Origin of the sequence: Croceicoccus hydrothermalis, from assembly GCF_022378335.1 — a bacterium.
Taxonomy (GTDB): domain Bacteria; phylum Pseudomonadota; class Alphaproteobacteria; order Sphingomonadales; family Sphingomonadaceae; genus Croceicoccus; species Croceicoccus hydrothermalis.
The window spans coordinates 35,819-55,200 of record NZ_JAIQCI010000016.1 but is presented as its reverse complement, the minus strand read 5'-3'; the positions used below and the strand labels follow the sequence as shown (position 1 = coordinate 55,200).

Genomic DNA, 19,382 nt, shown 5'->3' with positions numbered 1-19,382 from the left:
GCTCCCGCACAGGGTCGAGGGGATCAGCCCTCGCCGGTTTCTTCGAGCAGCCAGTCCGGACGCGCCGCGTTCACCCGGCGGCTGAAGGTCCAGACATCGTGGCTTTCCACCGCATCGTCGAGCGAACCTGCGATCATGTCGCCGTCGCGGTTCGTCGTCATGGCCGCGATATCGGCGGCGAAACGCACGGTGATCCGGGCCATCGGGGCATCGTATTCGGCGGAAACGATTTCGGCTTCCTCGATCCGGATGAGCCGGTTCTGCACCGATTCGCCGGCTTCTTCGCGCGCGTCGATCGCCGCGGCGAAGCTGGCGTAGACATCGTCGTCGCACAATTCGTTGAGCGTTTCGCGGTCGCCCTTCCAGAACGCCTCGAGGATCATGCCATAGGCACCGCGCGCCCCTTCGAGGAACAGCGCCGGGGTGAAATTGCGGTCCGCGGTGGCGATTTCGCGCACGCCGCGCTGCGCGCCGAGCGGAACGCCCGAAAGCGCGCGTTCGAGCGCGGATTGCGGCTGTTCCCCCGCGGGACCGGCCCGTTCGCTTGTGGGCAATGCCTGCGGGTTGCGGGGCTGCGGGCGTGGCACCTGCCGGCCCAGCATTTCCTCCTCATGCTCCGCCCGGCGCCCCAGCACCGAGTACAGCTTGTAGCCGAGGAAAGCGGCAATCATGGCAAGGATGATGATTTGGACCACGAAATTCTATCCGTTTCATGCATGGCGCCGCACGGCATTTTTCCGGATGCGACGGGATTTGAGACTAGCCTGCCCTAAATAGGAAAGGATTACAAATCGACAATATCGGCGGTTTTACATGGGTATCCTTCGCATGTCCGCCCTATATACGCCATGAACGTCGCGCTACGCCGGTTCTCGTATCGGTTGAAGCGTGCGCGGGCCGGTGCTAACTCGCGCCGGAACCCATCGGCGGACGCGGGCACGGGGCGGATTTCTGCCGCAAACCGCGCGCTTCCCGCCCGCCCATCACGGAAAGCGAATCGAACATGGCCGACGAAGGCAACATCCTCACCGATCTGGACGGCAATCAGGGCGCGGCCAATGGCGCCGACAATCAGCCCGCGATCGGCCTGATTTCGCAATATATCAAGGATCTCTCGGTCGAGAATCCGAACGCGCCGAAAAGCTACCAGTTCAAGTCGCAGCCGCAGCTCGACGTGCAGCTCAACATCAATGCGCAGGGCATCGAGGGCGAGGTCCATGAGGTGACGCTTAAGATTACCGTCACGGCCAAAGCGGACGAGGGCACGAGCTATATCGTCGATCTCGATTATTGCGGGCTCATCGGCATGCGCAACGTGCCCGACGAACAGGCGCACGCGTTCCTCTATGCCGAGGCGCCGCGCATCCTGTTCCCCTTTGCCCGCCGCATCATCGCCGATGCCGTGCGCGACCTCGGCTTCGCGCCGCTGCTGCTCGACCCCGTCGATTTCCAGGGGCTCTACGTACAGCAGCTGAATCAGCGGCAGGCCGAACAGGGCGGCATGGGCGCGGGCACCCCGCCGGCCGGTAACGCCTGATTCCACCGGCCCAACGGGAACGCCGGGCGTGAGCCTTGTCCGCAATGTCGGCACGATCGGAGGACTGACCGCACTCAGCCGGGTCTTTGGCTTCGTGCGCGACATGCTGCTCGCCCGCGTATTGGGCGCAGGGATGGCGGCGGACGCGTTTCAGCTCGCCTTCATCCTGCCCAACACGTTCCGGCGCCTGTTTGCCGAGGGCGCGTTTTCGGTCGCCTTCGTGCCGATGTACACGCGCCGCCTTCATGCCGAGGGGGACGAGGGCGGCGATCTTGCCGCACAGAAATTCGCCAATGACGTGATGGCGGTGTTCATCTGGGTCCTGCTCGGCTTTTCCGCGCTCGCCATGCTGGCCATGCCGGGCATCGTGTGGCTGCTCGCCAGCGAGTTTCAGGAAATTCCCGGCAAGTTCGAACTGTCGGTGACGCTGGCCCGGATCACCTTCCCCTATCTCGCGCTGGTGTCGATGGTGGCGATGCTGTCGGGCGTGCTCAATGCGCGCTCGCAATTCGCGCCGGGGGCGTTCGTGCCGGTTCTGCTCAACGTGGTGCTGATCGCCGGGATTGGCGTTGGTTACGCCCTGCGCGGGAACGATGGCGACAACATGGTGGTGGCCTATGCGCTGGCCGTGGCGGTCACGCTCGCCGGGGTGGCGCAGCTTGCCTATATGGTGTGGGCGACGCGGCGTTCGGGGGTGAAACTGATCCTGCGCCTGCCGAAATTCACGCCGGAGGTGAAGCGGCTCGCCGTGTTGATCCTGCCCGCAACCTTCGGCGCCGGGATTTATCAGGTCAGCCAGTTCGTCGACACGTTCTTTGCGACCTCGCTGCCGCAGGGCTCGCTCACCCTGCTCAAACTCGCGGACAGGTTGAACCAGATGCCGCTCGGCATTGTCGGCATCGCGCTGGGCACGGCGATCCTGCCCATGCTCGCCCGCCATATTCAGACCGACGATCGCGCCGGGGCGCAGCGGCTCCAGGCCAATGCGGTGGAGATCGCTCTGCTCCTCACGCTGCCCGCCGCGGTCGCGCTGGCGATCTGTGCGCCTGCGTTCACGGCCGCGTTCTTCGTCGGCGGACAGATGACGGAGGCGAACGGCGACACGATGGCGAATATCGTTGTCGCGCTGGTCGCCGGGCTGCCGGCCTATGTGCTGGTCAAGGTGTTCCAACCGGCGTTCTTCAGCCGGGAGGACACGCGCACCCCGGTGTGGATCGCGGCGGCCGCGCTTGTCATCAATATCGCCATCAATTTCTACGTCGTGCCGCGCTACGGCATCGTCGGGCTGGCGGCGGCGACGGCGTTCACCGCATCGCTCAACGCCGCCATGCTCTACCTGCTGCTGCACCGGCGGGAATGGTTCCACATCGACGGCAGGCTCATCGGGAAGATCGCGCGGCAGATCGTCGCCGTCGCGGCGATGGGCGTGGCGCTATGGTTCATCATGCCGACGATGGCGGATCGGTACGACGGCAATGTGGTGGAGCGTATCTGGTCGCTCGGCGTGCTGGTCGTCGCGGGCGCGGCGGTGTTCTTCCTCGTCGCTTGGGCGGTCGGGGCGATCGACAAATCGCTCCTCTCGCAATTGACGCGGCGCGGCGCGAAGCCGAAGACAGCCGCAACCTAACACCAAAGCATTTCAGCGACAGGATCATCGATGCGCATCGTTTCGGGCATTCAGCCCACCGGCAATCTCCACCTCGGCAATTATCTGGGGGCGATACGCAATTGGGTGAAATTGCAGGACGAGGGCGAGTGCTTCTTCTTCCTCGCCGACCTGCACGCCATTTCGATGGCGCACGACCCGGCGCAGCTGACCGCCAACACGCGCGAGATGGCCGCCGCGCTCATCGCGTGCGGGGTCGATACGGACCGCGCCGTGCTGTTCAACCAGACGCAGGTACCGGCCCATGCCGAGATGCAATGGCTGCTCAACGGGACGGCGCGGATCGGCTGGCTCAACCGCATGACGCAGTTCAAGGACAAGTCGGGCAAGAACCGCGAAGGGGCGAGCGTCGCGCTGTTCACCTACCCCGTGCTGCAGGCCGCCGACGTCCTGCTGTATCAGGCGACCCACGTGCCGGTCGGCGACGATCAGAAACAGCACCTCGAACTCGCCCGCGACATTGCGCAGAAATTCAACAATGATTTCGGCGGCGGCACCGAGGTCTTCACCCTCCCCGACCCCTATATCCCGCCCGAAGCCGCCCGGATCATGAGCCTGCGCGACGGCGCGGCGAAGATGAGCAAATCCGACCCGTCGGACATGAGCCGCATCAACCTTGCCGATGATCCCGACACGGTGATGAAAAAGGTGAAGAAGGCGAAAAGCGATCCCGAACCGCTCCCCTCCGACATCGGCGGGCTCGACGGGCGGACGGAGGCGAAGAACCTCGTCTCCATCTATGCCGCGATCGCAGAGGTGCCGGTGACCGATGTGCTGCGCGATTTCGGCGGCGAAGGTTTCGGCAAGTTCAAGCCCGCGCTGGGCGAGTTACTGGTCGAGCATCTGCGCCCGATTACAGAGCGTTTTACCGCGCTGAAGGAAGATACGGCGACGCTGGATTCGATTCTGCGCGCCGGGGCGGAACGGGCACGGGCGGCATCGGCGGATACGTTGGACGCGGCCTATCGCGCGCTCGGCCTGCTGCGATAGGGCAAAGCCTTAAGTCACTGCGCGAACACGAAAAATTACAATTGTTAGTATTTTCGTTAAATCGCGGTTCATTGGCATTGTTCTATAAAGCGTGCATCATATGCGACACAACGGCGTTTCGATTCCGCGCCGCATCGCCACTAGCACGTTCGGAGAAACACGCCATGACATCCCTCGCCAAGCGCGCGGCACGTTCGATCGCAGCATCGTTGCTGCTGGTTGGCGTTGCGGCATGCACCACCCCGTTCCAGGCCGACGTGTCGCGTTTCGCGACGCAGCTTCCCGCCCCTCAGGGCAAGACCTTTGCCGTGGTCGCCGACGATCCCGATCTTGTCGGCGGGCTCGAATTCGCGCAATATGCCCGCTATGTCGGCGCCGAAATGGCCGATCTCGGCTATACCGAGGCGACGCCCGAAACGGCCGACCTGCTGGTCCGGTTCGATTACGGCGTCAATGACGGGCGCGAGAGGATCCGCTCGTTCGGCGGACGCGATCCGTTCTTCGATCCCTGGTACGGCTATGGCGGTTTCGGCCGGCGCGCGGCGTATTATCGTGGCGGTCCCTGGGGCTTTGGCTGGCAGGATCCGTTCTTCAATTCCGGGCCGAACATCACCAGCTACACCGTCTATACCAGCGGCATCGACCTGAAGATCGAACGCCGCGTCGATGGGCAGAGGCTTTTCGAAGGCAAGGCGGAGGCAGTGTCCCGTTCGGATCGCCTGCCCTATCTGGTCCCCAATCTGGTCGAGGCGATGTTCGTCGATTTCCCGGGCAATTCGGGCGAGACCCTGCGCATCTCCATCGCGCCCGAGGACCGCGACACCAAGGTTCGCCGCATCGATTGAACGACGTAAAAACATGCGAAAGGCCGGTGCAGCGATGCGCCCGCCTTTTGCGTGGAGACCGCCTTTTGCGTGGGTGCGATGCCTCTCGGCTTGCCACTAACGGCCGCTGCGCTAGGGTCGTTGCCGTGACCCCCGATTATCATCCGCCCGTCAAACGATCGGTCGAAATCGCCGGTCACAAGACCTCGATCAGCTTGGAGCCGGTGTTCTGGAGCATGCTGCGCGATGCGGCGCTGCGGCGCGGTTTGCCGGTCAACGCGCTCGTCGCGGCGATCGACGCCGAACGGATCATGGCCGACACCCCGCCGGGTCTCGCCAGCGCGATCCGGGTCTGGCTCGTATGTGAGCGCGCGGCGCCGGACGATGCGGTCGCCAGATGAGCATATGCCGCCACCATTGAAAAAGCGCGCCACCCTTGCGGACGGCGCGCCTTTTCATGCGCAATGCAAAAAGCGTGCGTCAGTAATTGGCGGGCGGATCGCTCGCCGGGAAGCTTTCGTCCATTTCCTCGTCCGTCTTGGTCCAGGTCGACGGCTTGTCGCGCATCGAATCCGCACCGGCGTCACGAACGACGGTGCCGCCGCCCTGCGTTGCATGCGGCTGACCATCGGCGAACGCGGCCGGTTCGTCGTGCTTCTTCGTGAAATGCTTGTATCCGGCATAGCCGAGCGCGCCGAGCACGCCCATTCTGATAAGTCCCATTGCGATTCTCCTGTAAGACCAGTGACGGTGAAACGCATCAGGGCGTGCCTGGTTTCGCAAAACGACCAATACCAGTCGAGGCGGGCCTAATCCGAGCCGACGCGTTCGATATCCGCCCCCACGAGCGCGAGCTTTTCCTCCAGCCGCTCATACCCGCGGTCGAGATGGTAAAGCCGGTGAACCACCGTCTCCCCCTCCGCCGCGAGCCCGGCGATCACGAGGCTCATCGAAGCGCGCAGATCGGTCGCCATCACCTCCGCCCCCGTCAGCCGTTCGACACCGTGCACCACGGCGGTGCGGCCATTGGTCTCGATATGGGCACCCATGCGGTTGAGTTCGGGGACATGCATGTAGCGATTTTCGAAGATCATCTCGTTCAGAACGCTCGTCCCGTCGGCCCGGCATAACAGCGCCATCAATTGCGCCTGCATATCGGTGGCGAAACCGGGATAGGGCGCGGTCGACAGGTTCACCGCGCGTAGCGGACCGTCGCAATAGACGCGCATCCCGCCGTCCATTTCGTCCACATTGACGCCCGCATTGCGCAAGGCATGGGTGGTCGCGCGCATCTCGGCGGGGTTCGCCCCCTTCAGCACGACATCACCGCCGGTGATCGCCGCGGCACAGGCATAGCTGCCCGCCTCGATCCGGTCGGCCATCACGCGATAGGTCGCCCCGTGCAGGCGCGGCACGCCATGGATGGTAAGATCGGATTCGCCGATATTCTCGATACGTGCGCCCATCGCGACGAGCAAATTGCACAGATCGACGATCTCCGGCTCGCGCGCGGCATTGTCGAGCCGCGTCGTGCCATTGGCCAGCACGGCAGCCATCAGCGCATTTTCCGTCGCGCCCACCGACACCACCGGAAAGGCGAAATCGCCGCCCGGCAGACCGCCATCGGGCGCCGCGGCCCGGACATAGCCGGCGGCCAGCTCGATCTCGGCGCCCATCGCCTCCAACGCTTTCAAATGCAGGTCGATCGGCCGGTTTCCGATGGCGCAGCCGCCCGGAAGCGACACCTTCGCCTCCCCCGCCCGGCCGAGCAGCGGCCCGAGCACGAGGATCGAGGCGCGCATCTTGCGCACGAGCTCGTAAGGGGCGGTGGTGTTGGTGAGGCGCGGGGCTTGCAGCGTCATGACCCGGCCGAAATCCTCCGGCCGCGATCCGGCGATGGTCGTCGACACGCCGAACTGGTTCAACAGATGCTGAAATCCGTCAATGTCGGCCAGTCGCGGCAGATTGCGCAGGGTCAACGGTTCTTCGGTCAGCAATGCGCACGGCAACAGGGTCAGTGCCGCGTTCTTCGCGCCAGAGATCGGCAATGTGCCGGTCAGGCGTTTTCCGCCCTTGATGATGATCTTGTCCATGCGCGGCTGTTTAGCCGGAATTGCGGCGGTTACAAGGCGATGACGCCCAAACCGCGCGATGTCCGGACCGCCCTGATCCATCGACGCTCTTGTGCACCCGCGTGCGGTTTGGCTATGGCTTGGGTTCCATTTCGCAGTTGCAACAGGAATCGCTTCCATGACCGACAATTCGCGCAAGCCGATCCGCAAGGCCGTATTCCCCGTCGCCGGCATGGGAACAAGATTCCTGCCCGCGACAAAGGCGGTGCCCAAGGAAATGTTGCCCATCGTGGATCGTCCGCTGATCCAGTATGCGGTGGACGAGGCGCGCGCCGCCGGGATCGAGCAGATGATCTTCGTCACCGGACGCGGCAAGGGCGCGATCGAGGATCATTTTGACATCGGTTTCGAACTGGAAACGACGATGAAGGAGCGCGGCAAGGATGTGTCCATCCTCGACGGAACGCGGCTTTCGCCCGGCAATTGCGCCTATGTCCGGCAGCAGGAGCCGCTGGGCCTCGGTCATGCGGTATGGTGCGCACGCGACATCGTGGGCGACGAACCTTTTGCCGTGATGCTTCCCGACGAATTGATGTGGGGGGAGCCGGGCTGCCTGAAACAGATGGTCGATGCCTATGAAAAGGTCGGCGGCAATCTCATCTCCGTGCTCGAGGTGCCGCGCGAATCGGTGTCGAGCTATGGCGTGATCGCGCCGGGCAAGGTCGATGGCGCCCTGACCGAGGTGACCGGCCTCGTCGAAAAGCCGAAGGTCGCGGACGCGCCCTCGAACAAGATCGTGTCGGGCCGCTATATCCTCCAGCCTCAGGTGATGCACACCCTTCAGGATCAGGAAAAGGGTGCTGGCGGCGAGATTCAGCTTACCGATGCGATGGCGAAGATGATCGGCAACCAACCCTTCCACGCGGTGACCTTCGACGGGCGGCGCTTCGACTGCGGTTCGAAGACCGGATTTGTCGAGGCGACGCTGGCCATCGCGCTGGAACGCGAGGACATGGGCGAGGATGTGCGCGCCATCGCCACGCGGCTTCTGGGCTGAGGACCGAAGGCGGCAGGCCGAGGGGCGACCAGACCCCCTCGGCGCCACCGAAAGGCGGGAGTTAACCGTTGCTTAGCAAGGGATTGGTAACTCCCCCCATACCGCGCAAGAGCAAACCTTGACCCTATTCGTGGAAGGATCGCGCCGATGCGGTTGTTCTGGAATCGGTTTCGGAGTCTTTTGCGAAAATGATCAGTAAGGCAAAACAGAAGGCGGCGGCGCGGCTGACGCTGCTGATGATGACGGTTGCCGTTCTGACTCTGCTTTCCCGGGCCATTCCCGACGACAGCATCTTTGCGCCCGTATGGCTCCCCAATGCGGCGGCGGTCGCCTACATCATCGGGCACAGCCGCCGTTTCGACCGGCTCGGTATTGTCGGCTTTGCATTCGCCATGGCCGGAACGCTTTTCGCGATCGGGCAGGATATCGACACGGTCGTTCGCACGACGGCCATCATGACCATCGAGACAGGCCTTGTCGTCTATCTCATCCGCCGTTTCTGCAATGCGCAGCCCGATATCCGCAAGCTCGATTGCTACCCGCCGATGCTGGGCGCGTTTGCGATGGGGGCGTTGGTGTCGTCCGCCGTCGCCAACGTCCTGCTGGGGCTTGAGCGGGGGGCGAGTCTCCTTTTCCTGACCGGCCATTTCGGAATGCTGCTTGCGGTCGTCCCGCCCCTGCTCTGCTTCCGCAGGCGGACCACGAAACTGGCCCCGGCGTCCTTTTCGGTCGTTGTGGGAAGCATTGCCTTTGTCGTATGCGGAACCGCGGCGGTCTTCGCGCAGACGACGATGCCGTTCCTTTTCCTTGTCACGCCGACGCTGATCACGGCTGGCGTACTCATCGGACTGCGGCGCACCGCCCTCGCCATCCTGCTCAGCCATGTCGTCGCGATCGTCGCCACCGCGATGGGGAGCGGTCCCGTCCTGCTCGTGCGCGGTGGGCAGGGGATGCAATTCATCGCCCTCATCACCTTTTTGGCGGCCAATACGATGATCGCGCTGCCGGTGGGCGCGCTTTCGCGCCGCAATCGCATGATCCGCGAAATGCTCCGCACGAGCCGTAACGAAAACCGCTACGTCCTCGACAATCTGGATGACGTGCTGTTCCGGATCGATCCCGAAGGACGCTGGATGTCGCTCAACACCGCGTGGGAACGCATCACCGGGCGCGCGATCACCGAATCCATCGGCACGAAATTCACCGACTTCCTGAAGCCGGAAGACCGCGCGGATGCCTGGCACAATTTTTCCCGCATGCTGTCGGGAGAGTTCGACACGATGAATGTCGAGCGATCCATCATCGGCAAGGATAGCAAGGAATTGCGCATCAAGATCCGCGCCCGCCCGGCACGGAGCGAAGACGGACGGTCGCTTGGTCTGGTCGGCCACATTGTCGACGTCACCGAACGTTACCTGGAACGCGAGGCGCTGGAACATAGCGAACAGCAATTCGCGACGCTTGCGCACCACGCACCCGCGGGCATCTGGTGTTCCGATGTCGAGGGCAATGCCACCTATGTCAGCCCCGGCTGGCTCGAACTGGTCGGGCTGACGAACGAAGAGGCCATGGGCCCTGGCTGGTACGATGCGATCCATTACGAGGATCGCGATCGCGTGGCCGAGGCATGGCTGCGCGCGGTGAACGCACAGGAACGCTTCTCGGCCGAATGGCGCTGGCTTCACAAGGACGGGGCCGAAATCTGGGTGACGACCGCCGGTGCGCCACAGTTCGACAGCGACGGCCGGCTTACAGGGTATATCGGCACCAATATCGACGTCACCGAACGCAAGCTGGCGGAGGAGCGCCTCGCCGAACGCGAAAGCCAGTTGCAGATCGTCGCCGACAATATCGACGATGCGCTGTTCATGATCGGCGCGGAGGGCGAATGTATCTACGCCTCGCTGTTCGCGGGCGAAATCCTGAAAATGCCGCCGGAACAGCTCATCGGACGGCAATTTTCCGACATGTTCGGCCCGTCGCAGTCCGATTATCTCACGGGGCGGCTCGCGCTCCTCCGTTCGGGAGAGGCCGAGGGGTGCGAACTCGAAATGGAAATCGCCGCCGCGGGCGAAAATACGGACACGCGCTGGCTTTCCGGACAGATCGCGGTCGCGCGCGATGCCGAAACACATCAACAAGGCGCCATCATCGCCTCGATCCGCGACGTGACCGAGGACAAGCGTCTTCAGGCCGAACTCACCGCACAGCGTGAACGGGCCGAGCTTGCGGTCCAGGCCAAATCGGGGTTTCTCGCCAATATGAGCCACGAAATCCGCACGCCGATGAACGGCGTGATCGGCTTCACGCAATTGCTGATGGAAACCGAGCTCGACGAAGCGCAACAACGACAGGTGCGCATGATCGCCGATTCGGGACAGGCGATGATGCGCCTCCTGAACGATATTCTCGACATGTCAAAAATCGAATCGGGCAAGCTGCAATTGCAGCCGGTGCCGATGGACATCCGGCACAAGGTGGAATCGTGCGTTCGCCTGCTCGAACCCGTCGCCCGGGAAAAAGGGGTGGAGCTGTCGTTCGGCATCGATCCTCGCCTGCCCAAATCGATCATCGGCGATCCTCTGCGTCTGCGTCAGATTTTGCTCAATCTCGTCGGCAACGGGGTCAAGTTTACCGAACATGGCGAGGTGCGCATCGACGCCCGCGCGGATTTCGAGGATGAGGAGGAGATTCTCGTCCTCGAAGTGGCGGACACCGGGGTCGGCATCGCGCCCGACAAGCTGCGCACGATCTTCAACCAGTTCGATCAGGCCGACGGGTCGATCGCGCGTCGCTTCGGCGGCACGGGCCTCGGCCTTTCGATCAGCAGCCAGCTTACCGAAATGATGGGCGGGACGCTGACCGTGAAGTCGAAAGAGGGGCGCGGCACGTCCTTTACCGTGCGCATACCGCTGATCGCTGCGGACGACGACGCCGAACTCGACGCACAGCCCGCACTCACGCTCGCGATGGTCGATACCGGATCGAAGCCGATGCAGGCGCCGGAACCCGAATTCGCGGACCGCCCGCGCGTGCTCGTCGCGGAGGATCACGACATCAATCAGGAACTGGTGATGAGCATGATGAGCAAGCTCAATCTCACCGCCGATCTTGCCGTGAACGGGCGCGATGCGATCGAACGCGTGAAACAGGCCGATGCGGAGGGCCGCCCGTACAACTTGGTCCTGATGGACATGCAGATGCCCGAAATCGACGGGCTGGAGGCGACGCGCCGCCTGCGCATGGAGGGATATACGCGCCAGGATCTGCCGATCCTCGCGCTTACCGCGAACTGCTATCAGGACGATATCAAGGCCTGCAAAAGTGCCGGAATGCAGGGACATCTTGGCAAACCGTTACGGATGGAGTCGCTGCGCAACGCCATCGATCTCTATCTCTTCGACGGCGAGGATAACGGCGAAAACGCCAATTTCGGCGAAGAGGGGCAGAGCCAGGCCGCCAACGACGACATGCCCGTCGTTCACTCGGATGCCAATGATGCCGCAGCCGCGTCGCCGTCGGTTTCGGGGGATGAACAACCCTCGCCCTCGCCCGGTGGTGCCCGCCAAATCGAGCTTCAATCGACCAAGACCGGGGACACGCCCGCGGCGAAGCCGGATTTGCTTGGCCCGCCGGTGGTGCAGACGGGCGGCAATTCGCTCTCCGCAAAATATGCCGCCCGCAAACAGGCGTTGTTCGACGTCATGGCCAAGATCGCGCAGGACGATTCCGATGGCGATTGGGACGATCTCTCGGCGCAATTGCACAAGCTCGCCGGATCCGCCGGATATTTCGGTGATGAAAAGCTGGGCGAGATGGCCCGCGATCTCGAAGAGCGCATCCGCCGTATCGACGACAGCCAGACGCGCCGCTCGCTCGTACAATCGGAATTTGCGTCCATGCGCGAGGCAAGCTGACACATCTCAACGTCGCTTGCCCCGCCGCCACGGGTCGTGCAGCGGGGGCCACCACATACAGCGAAGGCCGGGTCGTCACCGGCCTTTGCCGCGTCGACGCCCGATGCGAAAAAGCCCGGTGCCGTATGGCGCCGGGCTTTTTCGAAGGACCGCCAATGACGATCCCTTATGTCTGATGATCAGCGCGCGCTGGCGAAGGCCTGCTCGAACGTATCGGCGTGCAGATAGGGCTCGGGATCGACCGGTTCGCCGGCGATGCGCACTTCGTAATGCAGGTGCGGCCCGGTCGAACGACCCGTGCTGCCGACATAGCCGATGAGATCGCCCTTCTTCACGGCCTGCCCGGCGGACACCGCCATGCGGGACATGTGGCCATAGCGCGTTTCCATCTCGCCGCCATGCTCGATCCGGATGTAATTGCCATACCCGCCGTTCCAGCGTGCATCGGCGATCTGCCCATCGGCGGTTGCATAGATCGGCGTGCCGGTGGGCGCGGCCATATCGATGCCATGGTGGCCGGTGCGGCGACCCGTCACCGGATGGACGCGCATGCCAAAGCTGCTCGAAAAACGGGAGTTCTCAACCGGCAGGCGGCTGGGAATGGACATCACCGGCTTGGTCGGGACGACGGGCTTGTTCGAATTGTCGAGCGTCTTCCAGCTGGCGAAAAGCGTGCGGAACGTGCCGTCGCTTTCGATGCCTTCGCCGATACCCTGCGTCGCAGGCGTGTGGACGGAGGCGGCCATGTCGGCGCTGGCCGCTGCCGTCGCACTGGCATTCGCCAGGGCCGGGGCAGGGGCCATCGCCATCGATGCAACCGCGACCGCGCTCAACACCGCGCCGCGCTTCGTCCAGAAATTCGAAATCTGTCCAAGTGTCGTCATTACGATACCCTTTTTTTCCGAGACGCCTCGACCCCCCTAAAGGCCGGAAAGACATCTGATTACGCCTGCAGGCGATGGCTTCGAGCGATGGGAAGCGCATCCGCAGGTTCAAAAATTTCGAGATTGTCGGAACCCCCCGCCGCTCTCGTGAGTATTGGGTAAAGGGAAAGCAGTTAACTAGGCAATACCGTCGAGGAAGCTGCGCGACAGACCGGCTGACTCCCGCGCCGAGTCGTTGAACGGTGGCTTCAACCGCCCCCGAAAATGCTCCCGAACCAATGTCTGCCAGTAGGATTCGGGCGTTTTTCCGCGCTTTTTCACCTCATCGACGAAATGCTTGGTGCCAAACCGCACATGGCGGATTTCGTCGTCAAGTATCCGCGACAGGATGCGTGCGCCATTCGCGTCCCCCTGTGTGCGTACCCGTTCCAGCGTCATCGGCGTGATGTCGAGGCCGCGCGCCTCCAGCACCATGGGCACGATCGCCAGCCGCGCCGCCACGTCGTGCCGCGTATCGAGCGCCGCTTCCCACAATCCGGCATGGGCGGGCAGCGCGCCGTAATGGCTCCCCATCGTCTTCAGCTTCCGATCGAGCAGGGCGTAATGCATCGCCTCATCCGCCGCGACGCACAGGAAATCGTCGGTGAAATCGCGGCCCATGCCGCCGCCGAATCGCCCGACCATGTCGAGCGCGAGGTCGATGGCGGTAAATTCGATATGCGCGAGGCTGTGCCATAATGCGATGCGGCCACGCTCGGACCCGCCCTTCCCCCGTTTCGGCATGTCGCGCGCGGGGCGCAATTCGGGCCGGTCGGGGCGCGCCGGTTCGTCCGGCATGGCGCAGTCGAACCGGAAATCGAGCCGCCCGGCCCGCCATTCGCGCACCAAGGCGCGGGTCGCCATGACCTTTGCCTGCGCGCCTCCTGTCAACAGGACGGCGCGCACCGCTTCCCCTACCGAGCGCCGCGTTCCGGTCAAAGCGCGCGCGCCGCCTCCAGCACGGCATCGGCATGACCCTTCACACGCACCTTGCGCCACACGCGCGCGATGCGCCCGTCCGCACCGATCAAAAATGTCGTGCGTTCCATGCCCATATGTTTGCGGCCATACATGTTCTTCTCGACCCAGATGCCGAGCGTCTCGGCCAGACCATCGCCCGCGTCCGGCGGCGTGTCGCTATAGAGCGGAATGCCCAACGCCTGCTTCGCGATGAATTTGGCGTGGCTTTCGGGCGGATCCTTGCTGATGCCGAGGATGGCGACGCCGGCGTCGGCAAATTGGGACGCGAGCGCGGTGAAATCCTTCGCCTCGGTCGTGCAGCCGGGGGTGTTGTCCTTTGGGTAGAAGAACACCGCCGCCGGTTTGCCGGCCAGCGACGCGGTCGAAAACTCGCCGCCGTCGGGCGTGCTCAGGGTCATTTGCGGGAAGATATCGCCCACGTCCGGGCGTCCGTGCGTCACATCGGTCATGTCAGCTCCAGCGTCTCATCGAATATCGCGGACCATGCCCTTGCCACGGTTTGGCGTGCGGTGTCGAACGTGGTCAAGAGCGTATCCCAATCCGCGCACCGGCATCCCTCGGCCATGATCGCGCGGGCGGCGGGCGGCGGCACCGCGGCATCGGGCGCGACCAGCCGCATCACCACCAGCATGCGCGTCAGGCAATCATGCGCGGACAGCAGCGCCCCGTCGACCAGCCCCGCCTGCGCCAGCATGCGCACCGCCCCGCCGAGATCCGGGGTGAAGAACGCGCCCTCCCGCAACTGCAGGAAATGAACGAGGAATTCGAGATCGACGAGCCCACCGCGCGACAGCTTTACATCGAGCGGGCCCGTCGGCGGTTTGTGCGCGGAAATCTCGGCCCGCATGGTCAACACCGCCGTGCGCAATTCATGCGCGTCGCGATCCCGGCACAGAATATCGCGAATGGCGCCGTTCAGCGTCTCCGCCACACCCTCAGGCGCGTGCAGGACCCGCGCGCGGGTGAGCGCCATATGCTCCCACGTCCAGGCATCCTCACGCTGATACCGGGTAAAGCTGTCGGTACTCACCGCCAGCAGACCCTGCATGCCCGAAGGGCGAAGGCGGGTGTCCACCTCGAACAGCTTGCCCTCCGCCGTGGGCACGGACAGCGCGGCGGTCACCCGCTGTGCCAGCCGGTTGTAATATTGCGTCGCGCCAAGGGGACGGCGACCGTCCGATTCCGCCTCGTGACTACCGGTGAAGAGATAGACGAGGTCGAGATCGCTCGCATGGGTCATCACCCCGCCGCCCATCCGGCCCAGCCCCAGCACGACAAGCCCGCTGCCCCCGATTCCCCCGTGCGACTCTGCAAATTCGGCCGCGGCGGCATCGCACAATACGCGGATCGCCGCCTCCGCCATGCGCGAAAGCCCGGCTGCGATGGCGAGCGGATCATGCGCATTGTCGAGCAATTGCACGCCCAGTTCAAAGCGCAGATCGCCGACCTTGCGCCGCACCCGGTCCAGCACGGCCTCGTAATCGTCGCGCAGCATCGCCGCATTGGCGCCCCCTGCAAAATCATGCGTCAGCGTATCGGCGTCGGGCGGCAGGTCATAGGCGCTGCGGTCGATCAGCGTATCGAGCAGATCGCCGCGCCGGCCCAGCATGTCGGCCAGCCCCGGCGCCAGCGCCAATATCCGCGCCAGCGTTTCGAGCAGGGCGGGCCGCGCCTCCAGCAGGCGAAAGATATTGATCGCCGACGGCAGGCGCGTCAGCACCTGTTCCCACCGGTTGAACGCGCGGTCGGGTTCGGGCGCGGCGGCCAGCGCCTCCAGCAATTGCGGCTGTATCGCGGCAAAGGCGGCGCGGGCGGCATCCGAGCGCAGCGCCTTGACCTTGCCGTCCTTCCACCCCTCGATCCGCGCCGCCAGCGTTTCGGCATCGGCAAAGCCCAGCGATCGAAGGCTTGCGGCGGCAGGCGGCGGTGCGGGGTCTGAAAACGGCTCGCCCGCCTGGGGCATGGTGGGCGCATCGCCGCCGCCATGCGCGGCCACCAACCGGTCGAACCGCCGCCGCACCGTGGCGGCAATCGTGGCGATCTCGGCGATGAGGGCCGCGCCGCCCGCCATCCCGTCGAGGCGCGCGACATTGTCGATGGCCTCCTCGCTATCCGGAAGCGCGTGGGTCTGCCGGTCGTTCACCATCTGCAACCGGTGTTCGATCGTGCGCAGCCTGTCATAGGCCTCACCCATCTCGCGCGCGTCGTCGCCCGTGACGATCCCCGCCGCCGCCAGCGCGTCGAGCGCCGCGCGCGTGCCGCGCAGACGCAGCGACGGGTTGCGCCCGCCGTGGATAAGCTGATGCGTCTGCGCATAGAATTCGATCTCGCGGATGCCGCCGCGCCCGCGTTTCAGATCGTAGCCCGGCCCCGGGCGTTCGGCGCCCTCGTGGCTGTCGCGGATCCGGCGCACCAGCCGGCCGATTTCGTCGATCGCCCCGAAATCGAGCGATTTGCGCCAGACGAACGCCCGGATCGCGTCGAGAAAATCCTCCCCCGCCGCGACGTCGCCCGCAACCGAGCGCGCCCGGATGAACGCGGCGCGCTCCCATGCCAGCGCGCTGCTTTCATAATGGGTCAGCGCGGCGGCAAAGGGGATGGAGAGCGGGCTGACCTCGGACGCGGGACGCAGGCGCAGGTCGATGCGAAAGACATATCCCTCCGCCGTCATCGCCGACATGGTCTGCACCACGCGGCGCGCCGCGATCTGCGCCGCCTCGCCCGGTTCGTCGCGCGCGCGGCGGGGCAAGGTCTCGGGGTCGTAGAGCAGGATCGGGTCGATGTCGGAGGAATAGTTGAGCTCCCCCGCCCCATGCTTTCCCAGCGCCAGCGCGGTCATGCCCACCGGGTCCGCGTCCGCCGCCCTGTCGGGCACGCGATGCGCCACGGCATCGCGGATCGCGGCGTCGAGCGCGCGGCTCGCAAATGCGGACAACTCCGCCATCACCATTTTCAGCGGGAACGCCCCTGCAAGATCACCAATGCCGAGCACCAGCGCAAGCGCCCGGCGTTGCCGCCGCAGCGCCACGCCAACATCGCCCGCATCCTGGCCCGCGACCCGCGCCGCGGCCAGCGCATCGGCCCCGCGCCCGGCATCGAGCATGGCGGCAAGCTCCGCTTCGCGGCCGAGCAGGTCGGACAGAAACGGCGCATGCGCCCTCGCCCGGTTCAGCGCATCCTGCCAGTCGGTTCGGTCTGGCCTTCGTGCCTGTGCCGCTTCGTCGTCGTCTCGCTCCATCCCCTTCCCATGGTCCCCGCAAATTGCAGGTGCAAGAGGGGCGGGCGTGACACGCGCCGATTTGCCGACTATTGCCGGGGTCCGAACGCCCTTTTCGGCAAGACCGACGCTTTCACGATGAAAGGCCGCAGCCCATGAAGAAGCTTTTTCCCGACGCCACATCCGCCCTCGACGGGCTCCTGCACGACGGCATGCTGATCGCGGCGGGCGGTTTCGGCCTGTGTGGTATTCCCGAACGGCTGATCGATGCCGTCGTCGAAAGCGGGGTGGGCGGGCTCACCGTGGCGTCGAACAATGCCGGTATCGACAACGAAGGGCTTGGCAAGCTGCTGCGCACGAAGCAGATCGCGAAGATGATCTCGTCCTATGTCGGCGAGAACAAGGAGTTCGAGCGCCAGTTCCTCGCCGGCGAGCTTGAGGTGGAATTCTGTCCGCAGGGCACGCTTGCCGAGCGGATGCGGGCCGGCGGCGCGGGCATTCCGGGCTTCTACACCCGCACCGGGTTCGGTACCGAAGTGGCCGAAGGCAAGGAGACCAAGCGTTTCGACGGGCCGAACGGCGAAATGGACTACGTGCTGGAACGCGGGATCTTCGCCGATCTTTCCATCGTGAAGGCGTGGAAGGCGGACGAGACGGGCAATCTGGTGTTCCGCAAGACCGCGCGCAATTTCAACCTTCCGGCGGCGACCTGCGGCAAGGTGTGCGTCGTTGAGGTGGAGGAAGTCGTGCCGACCGGAAGCCTCGATCCCGATCACATCCACCTGCCCGGCGTCTATGTGCAGCGCATGATCGTGGGCGCGCCCTATGACAAGAAGATCGAGTTCGTCACGACCCGGACCCGCGAAAGCGCCTGAACGCCGCGGCTTTCCCGCACGCCGAACGCATAATCGCTGGCCGCGCCAGCCACCCATCTGAGGAGACACGCATGCCCTGGACCCGCGACGAAATGGCCGCCCGCGCCGCAAAGGAACTCGAGGACGGTTTCTACGTCAATCTCGGCATCGGCATTCCCACGCTGGTCGCCAATCACGTCCCCGCCGGGATCGAGGTCACGCTGCAATCCGAAAACGGCATGCTGGGCATCGGCCCCTTCCCTTTCGAGGGCGAGGAGGACGCCGATCTCATCAATGCGGGCAAGCAGACGATCAGCGAGCTCGACCGTTCCGCCTATTTCGACAGCGCGCAAAGCTTTGCGATGATTCGCGGCGGGCATATCGACCTCACCGTGCTGGGCGCGATGGAAGTGGCGCAGAACGGAGACATCGCCAACTGGATGATCCCGGGCAAGATGATCAAGGGCATGGGCGGCGCGATGGATCTGGTCGCCGGGGTGAAGAAGATCATCGTCGTCATGGAACACACATCGAAGAACGGCACGCCCAAGTTCATACCCGAATGCACTCTGCCGCTGACGGGGAAGAATGTCGTCGACATGATCGTCACCGACATGTGCGTGTTTCAGCGCCCCGACCACGACAGCCCGTTCCGGCTCGTCGAAATGGCGCCGGGCGTCACGGCGGAAGAGATCGCCGAAAAGACCACCGCCCACTACGTTTCCTGATTCGCCGAGGAGCAAAACCATGGCCACGACGCTTTCCGATATCCCGCTCACCCGCAACGACGGCAGCGCCGACAGCATCGGCGCCCACCGGGGCAAGGTCCTGCTGATCGTCAACACCGCCTCGCAATGCGGGCTGACGCCGCAATATGCCGGGCTCAAGGCGCTTCAGGAACGATATGGCGACAAGGGGTTCGAGGTGCTGGCCTTTCCCGCCAATGATTTCGGTGCACAGGAACCGGGCTCCGACGACGAGATCGCGCAATTCTGCGAAACCGAATACGGGGTGAATTTCCCGGTCTTCGAAAAAGCCAGCGTCGTCGGGCCGGAGAAGCAGGCGCTATACAAGGAGCTCGTCGCCGCCGTTCCGAACAAGCGCGGCGATTCCGATGTTTTTCGCGCGCGGCTGGAACGGGCGGGCATGATCCCCAACAACGACCCCGAGGTGCTCTGGAATTTCGAGAAGTTCCTGGTCGGGCGCGATGGTGCGGTGCTGGCGCGGTTCGCCCCCTCCACCGCGCCCGACGATGCCGAACTGACCGGGCTGATCGAAAGCGCGATAGACGCCTGATCCCCGCCTGGCTTCAAATAGGGGGCGGCCGCGCATTGTCCGCGCGGC

17 protein-coding genes are annotated in these 19,382 nt (G+C 64.4%); 10 read left to right on the top strand and 7 right to left on the bottom strand.

Annotation, left to right across the window (positions count from 1 at the left end; genetic code table 11):
- Positions 1-23: 23 nt before the first annotated feature.
- Entirely contained in the window at positions 24-671 is a 648-nt protein-coding gene (locus tag K4G67_RS10570) for a Tim44/TimA family putative adaptor protein (protein WP_239806385.1), read from the bottom strand.
- Between the two features lie 332 nt (positions 672-1,003).
- Between K4G67_RS10570 and secB the strand changes: the two genes are divergently transcribed.
- The 5 genes from secB (at position 1,004) to K4G67_RS10545 (ending at position 5,418) form a co-directional block, all read left to right on the top strand.
- A complete protein-coding gene (gene secB, locus K4G67_RS10565; RefSeq protein ID WP_239806338.1) occupies positions 1,004-1,537 on the top strand; it encodes a protein-export chaperone SecB in 534 nt (177 codons plus the stop codon).
- Positions 1,538-1,565: 28 nt separating this feature from the next.
- Positions 1,566-3,164 (top strand): murein biosynthesis integral membrane protein MurJ, encoded by a 1,599-nt coding sequence (gene murJ / locus K4G67_RS10560; protein ID WP_239806337.1) that lies wholly within the window; start codon positions 1,566-1,568, stop codon positions 3,162-3,164.
- 30 nt (positions 3,165-3,194) lie between these two features.
- Entirely contained in the window at positions 3,195-4,193 is a 999-nt protein-coding gene (gene trpS / locus K4G67_RS10555; RefSeq protein WP_239806336.1) for a tryptophan--tRNA ligase, read from the top strand.
- 164 nt (positions 4,194-4,357) lie between these two features.
- Entirely contained in the window at positions 4,358-5,038 is a 681-nt protein-coding gene (locus tag K4G67_RS10550) for a DUF4136 domain-containing protein (RefSeq protein WP_239806335.1), read from the top strand.
- A 125-nt stretch (positions 5,039-5,163) separates the two neighbouring features.
- Positions 5,164-5,418 (top strand): ribbon-helix-helix domain-containing protein, encoded by a 255-nt coding sequence (locus tag K4G67_RS10545; RefSeq protein ID WP_239806334.1) that lies wholly within the window; start codon positions 5,164-5,166, stop codon positions 5,416-5,418.
- A 79-nt stretch (positions 5,419-5,497) separates the two neighbouring features.
- Here K4G67_RS10545 and K4G67_RS10540 read toward each other — a convergent pair whose 3' ends face one another.
- Both K4G67_RS10540 and murA read right to left on the bottom strand, forming a co-directional pair.
- The gene (locus K4G67_RS10540) at positions 5,498-5,740 is read right to left on the bottom strand and encodes a hypothetical protein (RefSeq protein WP_239806333.1); all 243 of its coding nucleotides are present in this window, start codon (positions 5,738-5,740) and stop codon (positions 5,498-5,500) included.
- Positions 5,741-5,826: 86 nt separating this feature from the next.
- Entirely contained in the window at positions 5,827-7,110 is a 1,284-nt protein-coding gene (murA, locus tag K4G67_RS10535) for a UDP-N-acetylglucosamine 1-carboxyvinyltransferase (RefSeq protein ID WP_239806332.1), read from the bottom strand.
- Positions 7,111-7,267: 157 nt separating this feature from the next.
- On the opposite strand from murA, the gene galU reads away from it, so the two are divergent.
- Positions 7,268-8,146 carry a UTP--glucose-1-phosphate uridylyltransferase GalU gene (gene galU / locus K4G67_RS10530; RefSeq protein WP_239806331.1) on the top strand — a complete coding sequence of 293 codons (879 nt, stop codon included), beginning with the start codon at positions 7,268-7,270 and terminating at the stop codon, positions 8,144-8,146.
- Positions 8,147-8,334: 188 nt separating this feature from the next.
- Entirely contained in the window at positions 8,335-12,063 is a 3,729-nt protein-coding gene (locus tag K4G67_RS10525) for a PAS domain S-box protein (protein WP_239806330.1), read from the top strand.
- 179 nt (positions 12,064-12,242) lie between these two features.
- Here K4G67_RS10525 and K4G67_RS10520 read toward each other — a convergent pair whose 3' ends face one another.
- The 4 genes from K4G67_RS10520 to glnE form a co-directional block, all read right to left on the bottom strand.
- Positions 12,243-12,947, bottom strand: coding sequence for a M23 family metallopeptidase (locus K4G67_RS10520; protein ID WP_239806329.1), 705 nt, complete (start codon positions 12,945-12,947; stop codon positions 12,243-12,245).
- Positions 12,948-13,124: 177 nt separating this feature from the next.
- On the bottom strand, positions 13,125-13,925 hold the full coding sequence (locus K4G67_RS10515) for a ferritin-like domain-containing protein (protein WP_239806328.1): 801 nt from the start codon (positions 13,923-13,925) through the stop codon (positions 13,125-13,127).
- Positions 13,922-14,416, bottom strand: a complete 495-nt coding sequence (locus tag K4G67_RS10510) for a peroxiredoxin (protein ID WP_239806327.1) — start codon at positions 14,414-14,416, stop codon at positions 13,922-13,924. Before K4G67_RS10510 ends, K4G67_RS10515 begins: the two co-directional genes overlap by 4 nt.
- Positions 14,413-17,205, bottom strand: a complete 2,793-nt coding sequence (glnE, locus tag K4G67_RS10505; protein ID WP_239806326.1) for a bifunctional [glutamate--ammonia ligase]-adenylyl-L-tyrosine phosphorylase/[glutamate--ammonia-ligase] adenylyltransferase — start codon at positions 17,203-17,205, stop codon at positions 14,413-14,415. Before glnE ends, K4G67_RS10510 begins: the two co-directional genes overlap by 4 nt.
- 134 nt (positions 17,206-17,339) lie before the next feature.
- Here glnE and K4G67_RS10500 point away from each other — a divergent pair, with 134 nt between their 5' ends.
- The 3 genes from K4G67_RS10500 (at position 17,340) to K4G67_RS10490 (ending at position 19,334) form a co-directional block, all read left to right on the top strand.
- Complete coding sequence (locus K4G67_RS10500) at positions 17,340-18,059, top strand: CoA transferase subunit A (RefSeq protein WP_239806325.1); 720 nt, start codon at positions 17,340-17,342, stop codon at positions 18,057-18,059.
- 71 nt (positions 18,060-18,130) lie between these two features.
- Positions 18,131-18,766 carry a CoA transferase subunit B gene (locus K4G67_RS10495; protein WP_239806324.1) on the top strand — a complete coding sequence of 212 codons (636 nt, stop codon included), beginning with the start codon at positions 18,131-18,133 and terminating at the stop codon, positions 18,764-18,766.
- A 19-nt stretch (positions 18,767-18,785) separates the two neighbouring features.
- Complete coding sequence (locus K4G67_RS10490) at positions 18,786-19,334, top strand: glutathione peroxidase (protein ID WP_239806323.1); 549 nt, start codon at positions 18,786-18,788, stop codon at positions 19,332-19,334.
- The last annotated feature ends 48 nt before the right edge of the window (positions 19,335-19,382 follow it).

What these genes read in the sequence shown, in the direction of transcription:
- K4G67_RS10570 (WP_239806385.1), bottom strand. Translation starts at nt 671, where the DNA reads ATGATTGCCGCTTTCCTCGGCTACAAGCTGTACTCGGTGCTGGGGCGC.
- secB (WP_239806338.1), top strand. Translation starts at nt 1,004, where the DNA reads ATGGCCGACGAAGGCAACATCCTCACCGATCTGGACGGCAATCAGGGC.
- trpS (WP_239806336.1), top strand. Translation starts at nt 3,195, where the DNA reads ATGCGCATCGTTTCGGGCATTCAGCCCACCGGCAATCTCCACCTCGGC.
- K4G67_RS10550 (WP_239806335.1), top strand. Translation starts at nt 4,358, where the DNA reads ATGACATCCCTCGCCAAGCGCGCGGCACGTTCGATCGCAGCATCGTTG.
- K4G67_RS10540 (WP_239806333.1), bottom strand. Translation starts at nt 5,740, where the DNA reads ATGGGACTTATCAGAATGGGCGTGCTCGGCGCGCTCGGCTATGCCGGA.
- murA (WP_239806332.1), bottom strand. Translation starts at nt 7,110, where the DNA reads ATGGACAAGATCATCATCAAGGGCGGAAAACGCCTGACCGGCACATTG.
- galU (WP_239806331.1), top strand. Translation starts at nt 7,268, where the DNA reads ATGACCGACAATTCGCGCAAGCCGATCCGCAAGGCCGTATTCCCCGTC.
- K4G67_RS10525 (WP_239806330.1), top strand. Translation starts at nt 8,335, where the DNA reads ATGATCAGTAAGGCAAAACAGAAGGCGGCGGCGCGGCTGACGCTGCTG.
- K4G67_RS10520 (WP_239806329.1), bottom strand. Translation starts at nt 12,947, where the DNA reads ATGACGACACTTGGACAGATTTCGAATTTCTGGACGAAGCGCGGCGCG.
- K4G67_RS10510 (WP_239806327.1), bottom strand. Translation starts at nt 14,416, where the DNA reads ATGACCGATGTGACGCACGGACGCCCGGACGTGGGCGATATCTTCCCG.
- glnE (WP_239806326.1), bottom strand. Translation starts at nt 17,205, where the DNA reads ATGGAGCGAGACGACGACGAAGCGGCACAGGCACGAAGGCCAGACCGA.
- K4G67_RS10500 (WP_239806325.1), top strand. Translation starts at nt 17,340, where the DNA reads ATGAAGAAGCTTTTTCCCGACGCCACATCCGCCCTCGACGGGCTCCTG.
- K4G67_RS10495 (WP_239806324.1), top strand. Translation starts at nt 18,131, where the DNA reads ATGCCCTGGACCCGCGACGAAATGGCCGCCCGCGCCGCAAAGGAACTC.
- K4G67_RS10490 (WP_239806323.1), top strand. Translation starts at nt 18,786, where the DNA reads ATGGCCACGACGCTTTCCGATATCCCGCTCACCCGCAACGACGGCAGC.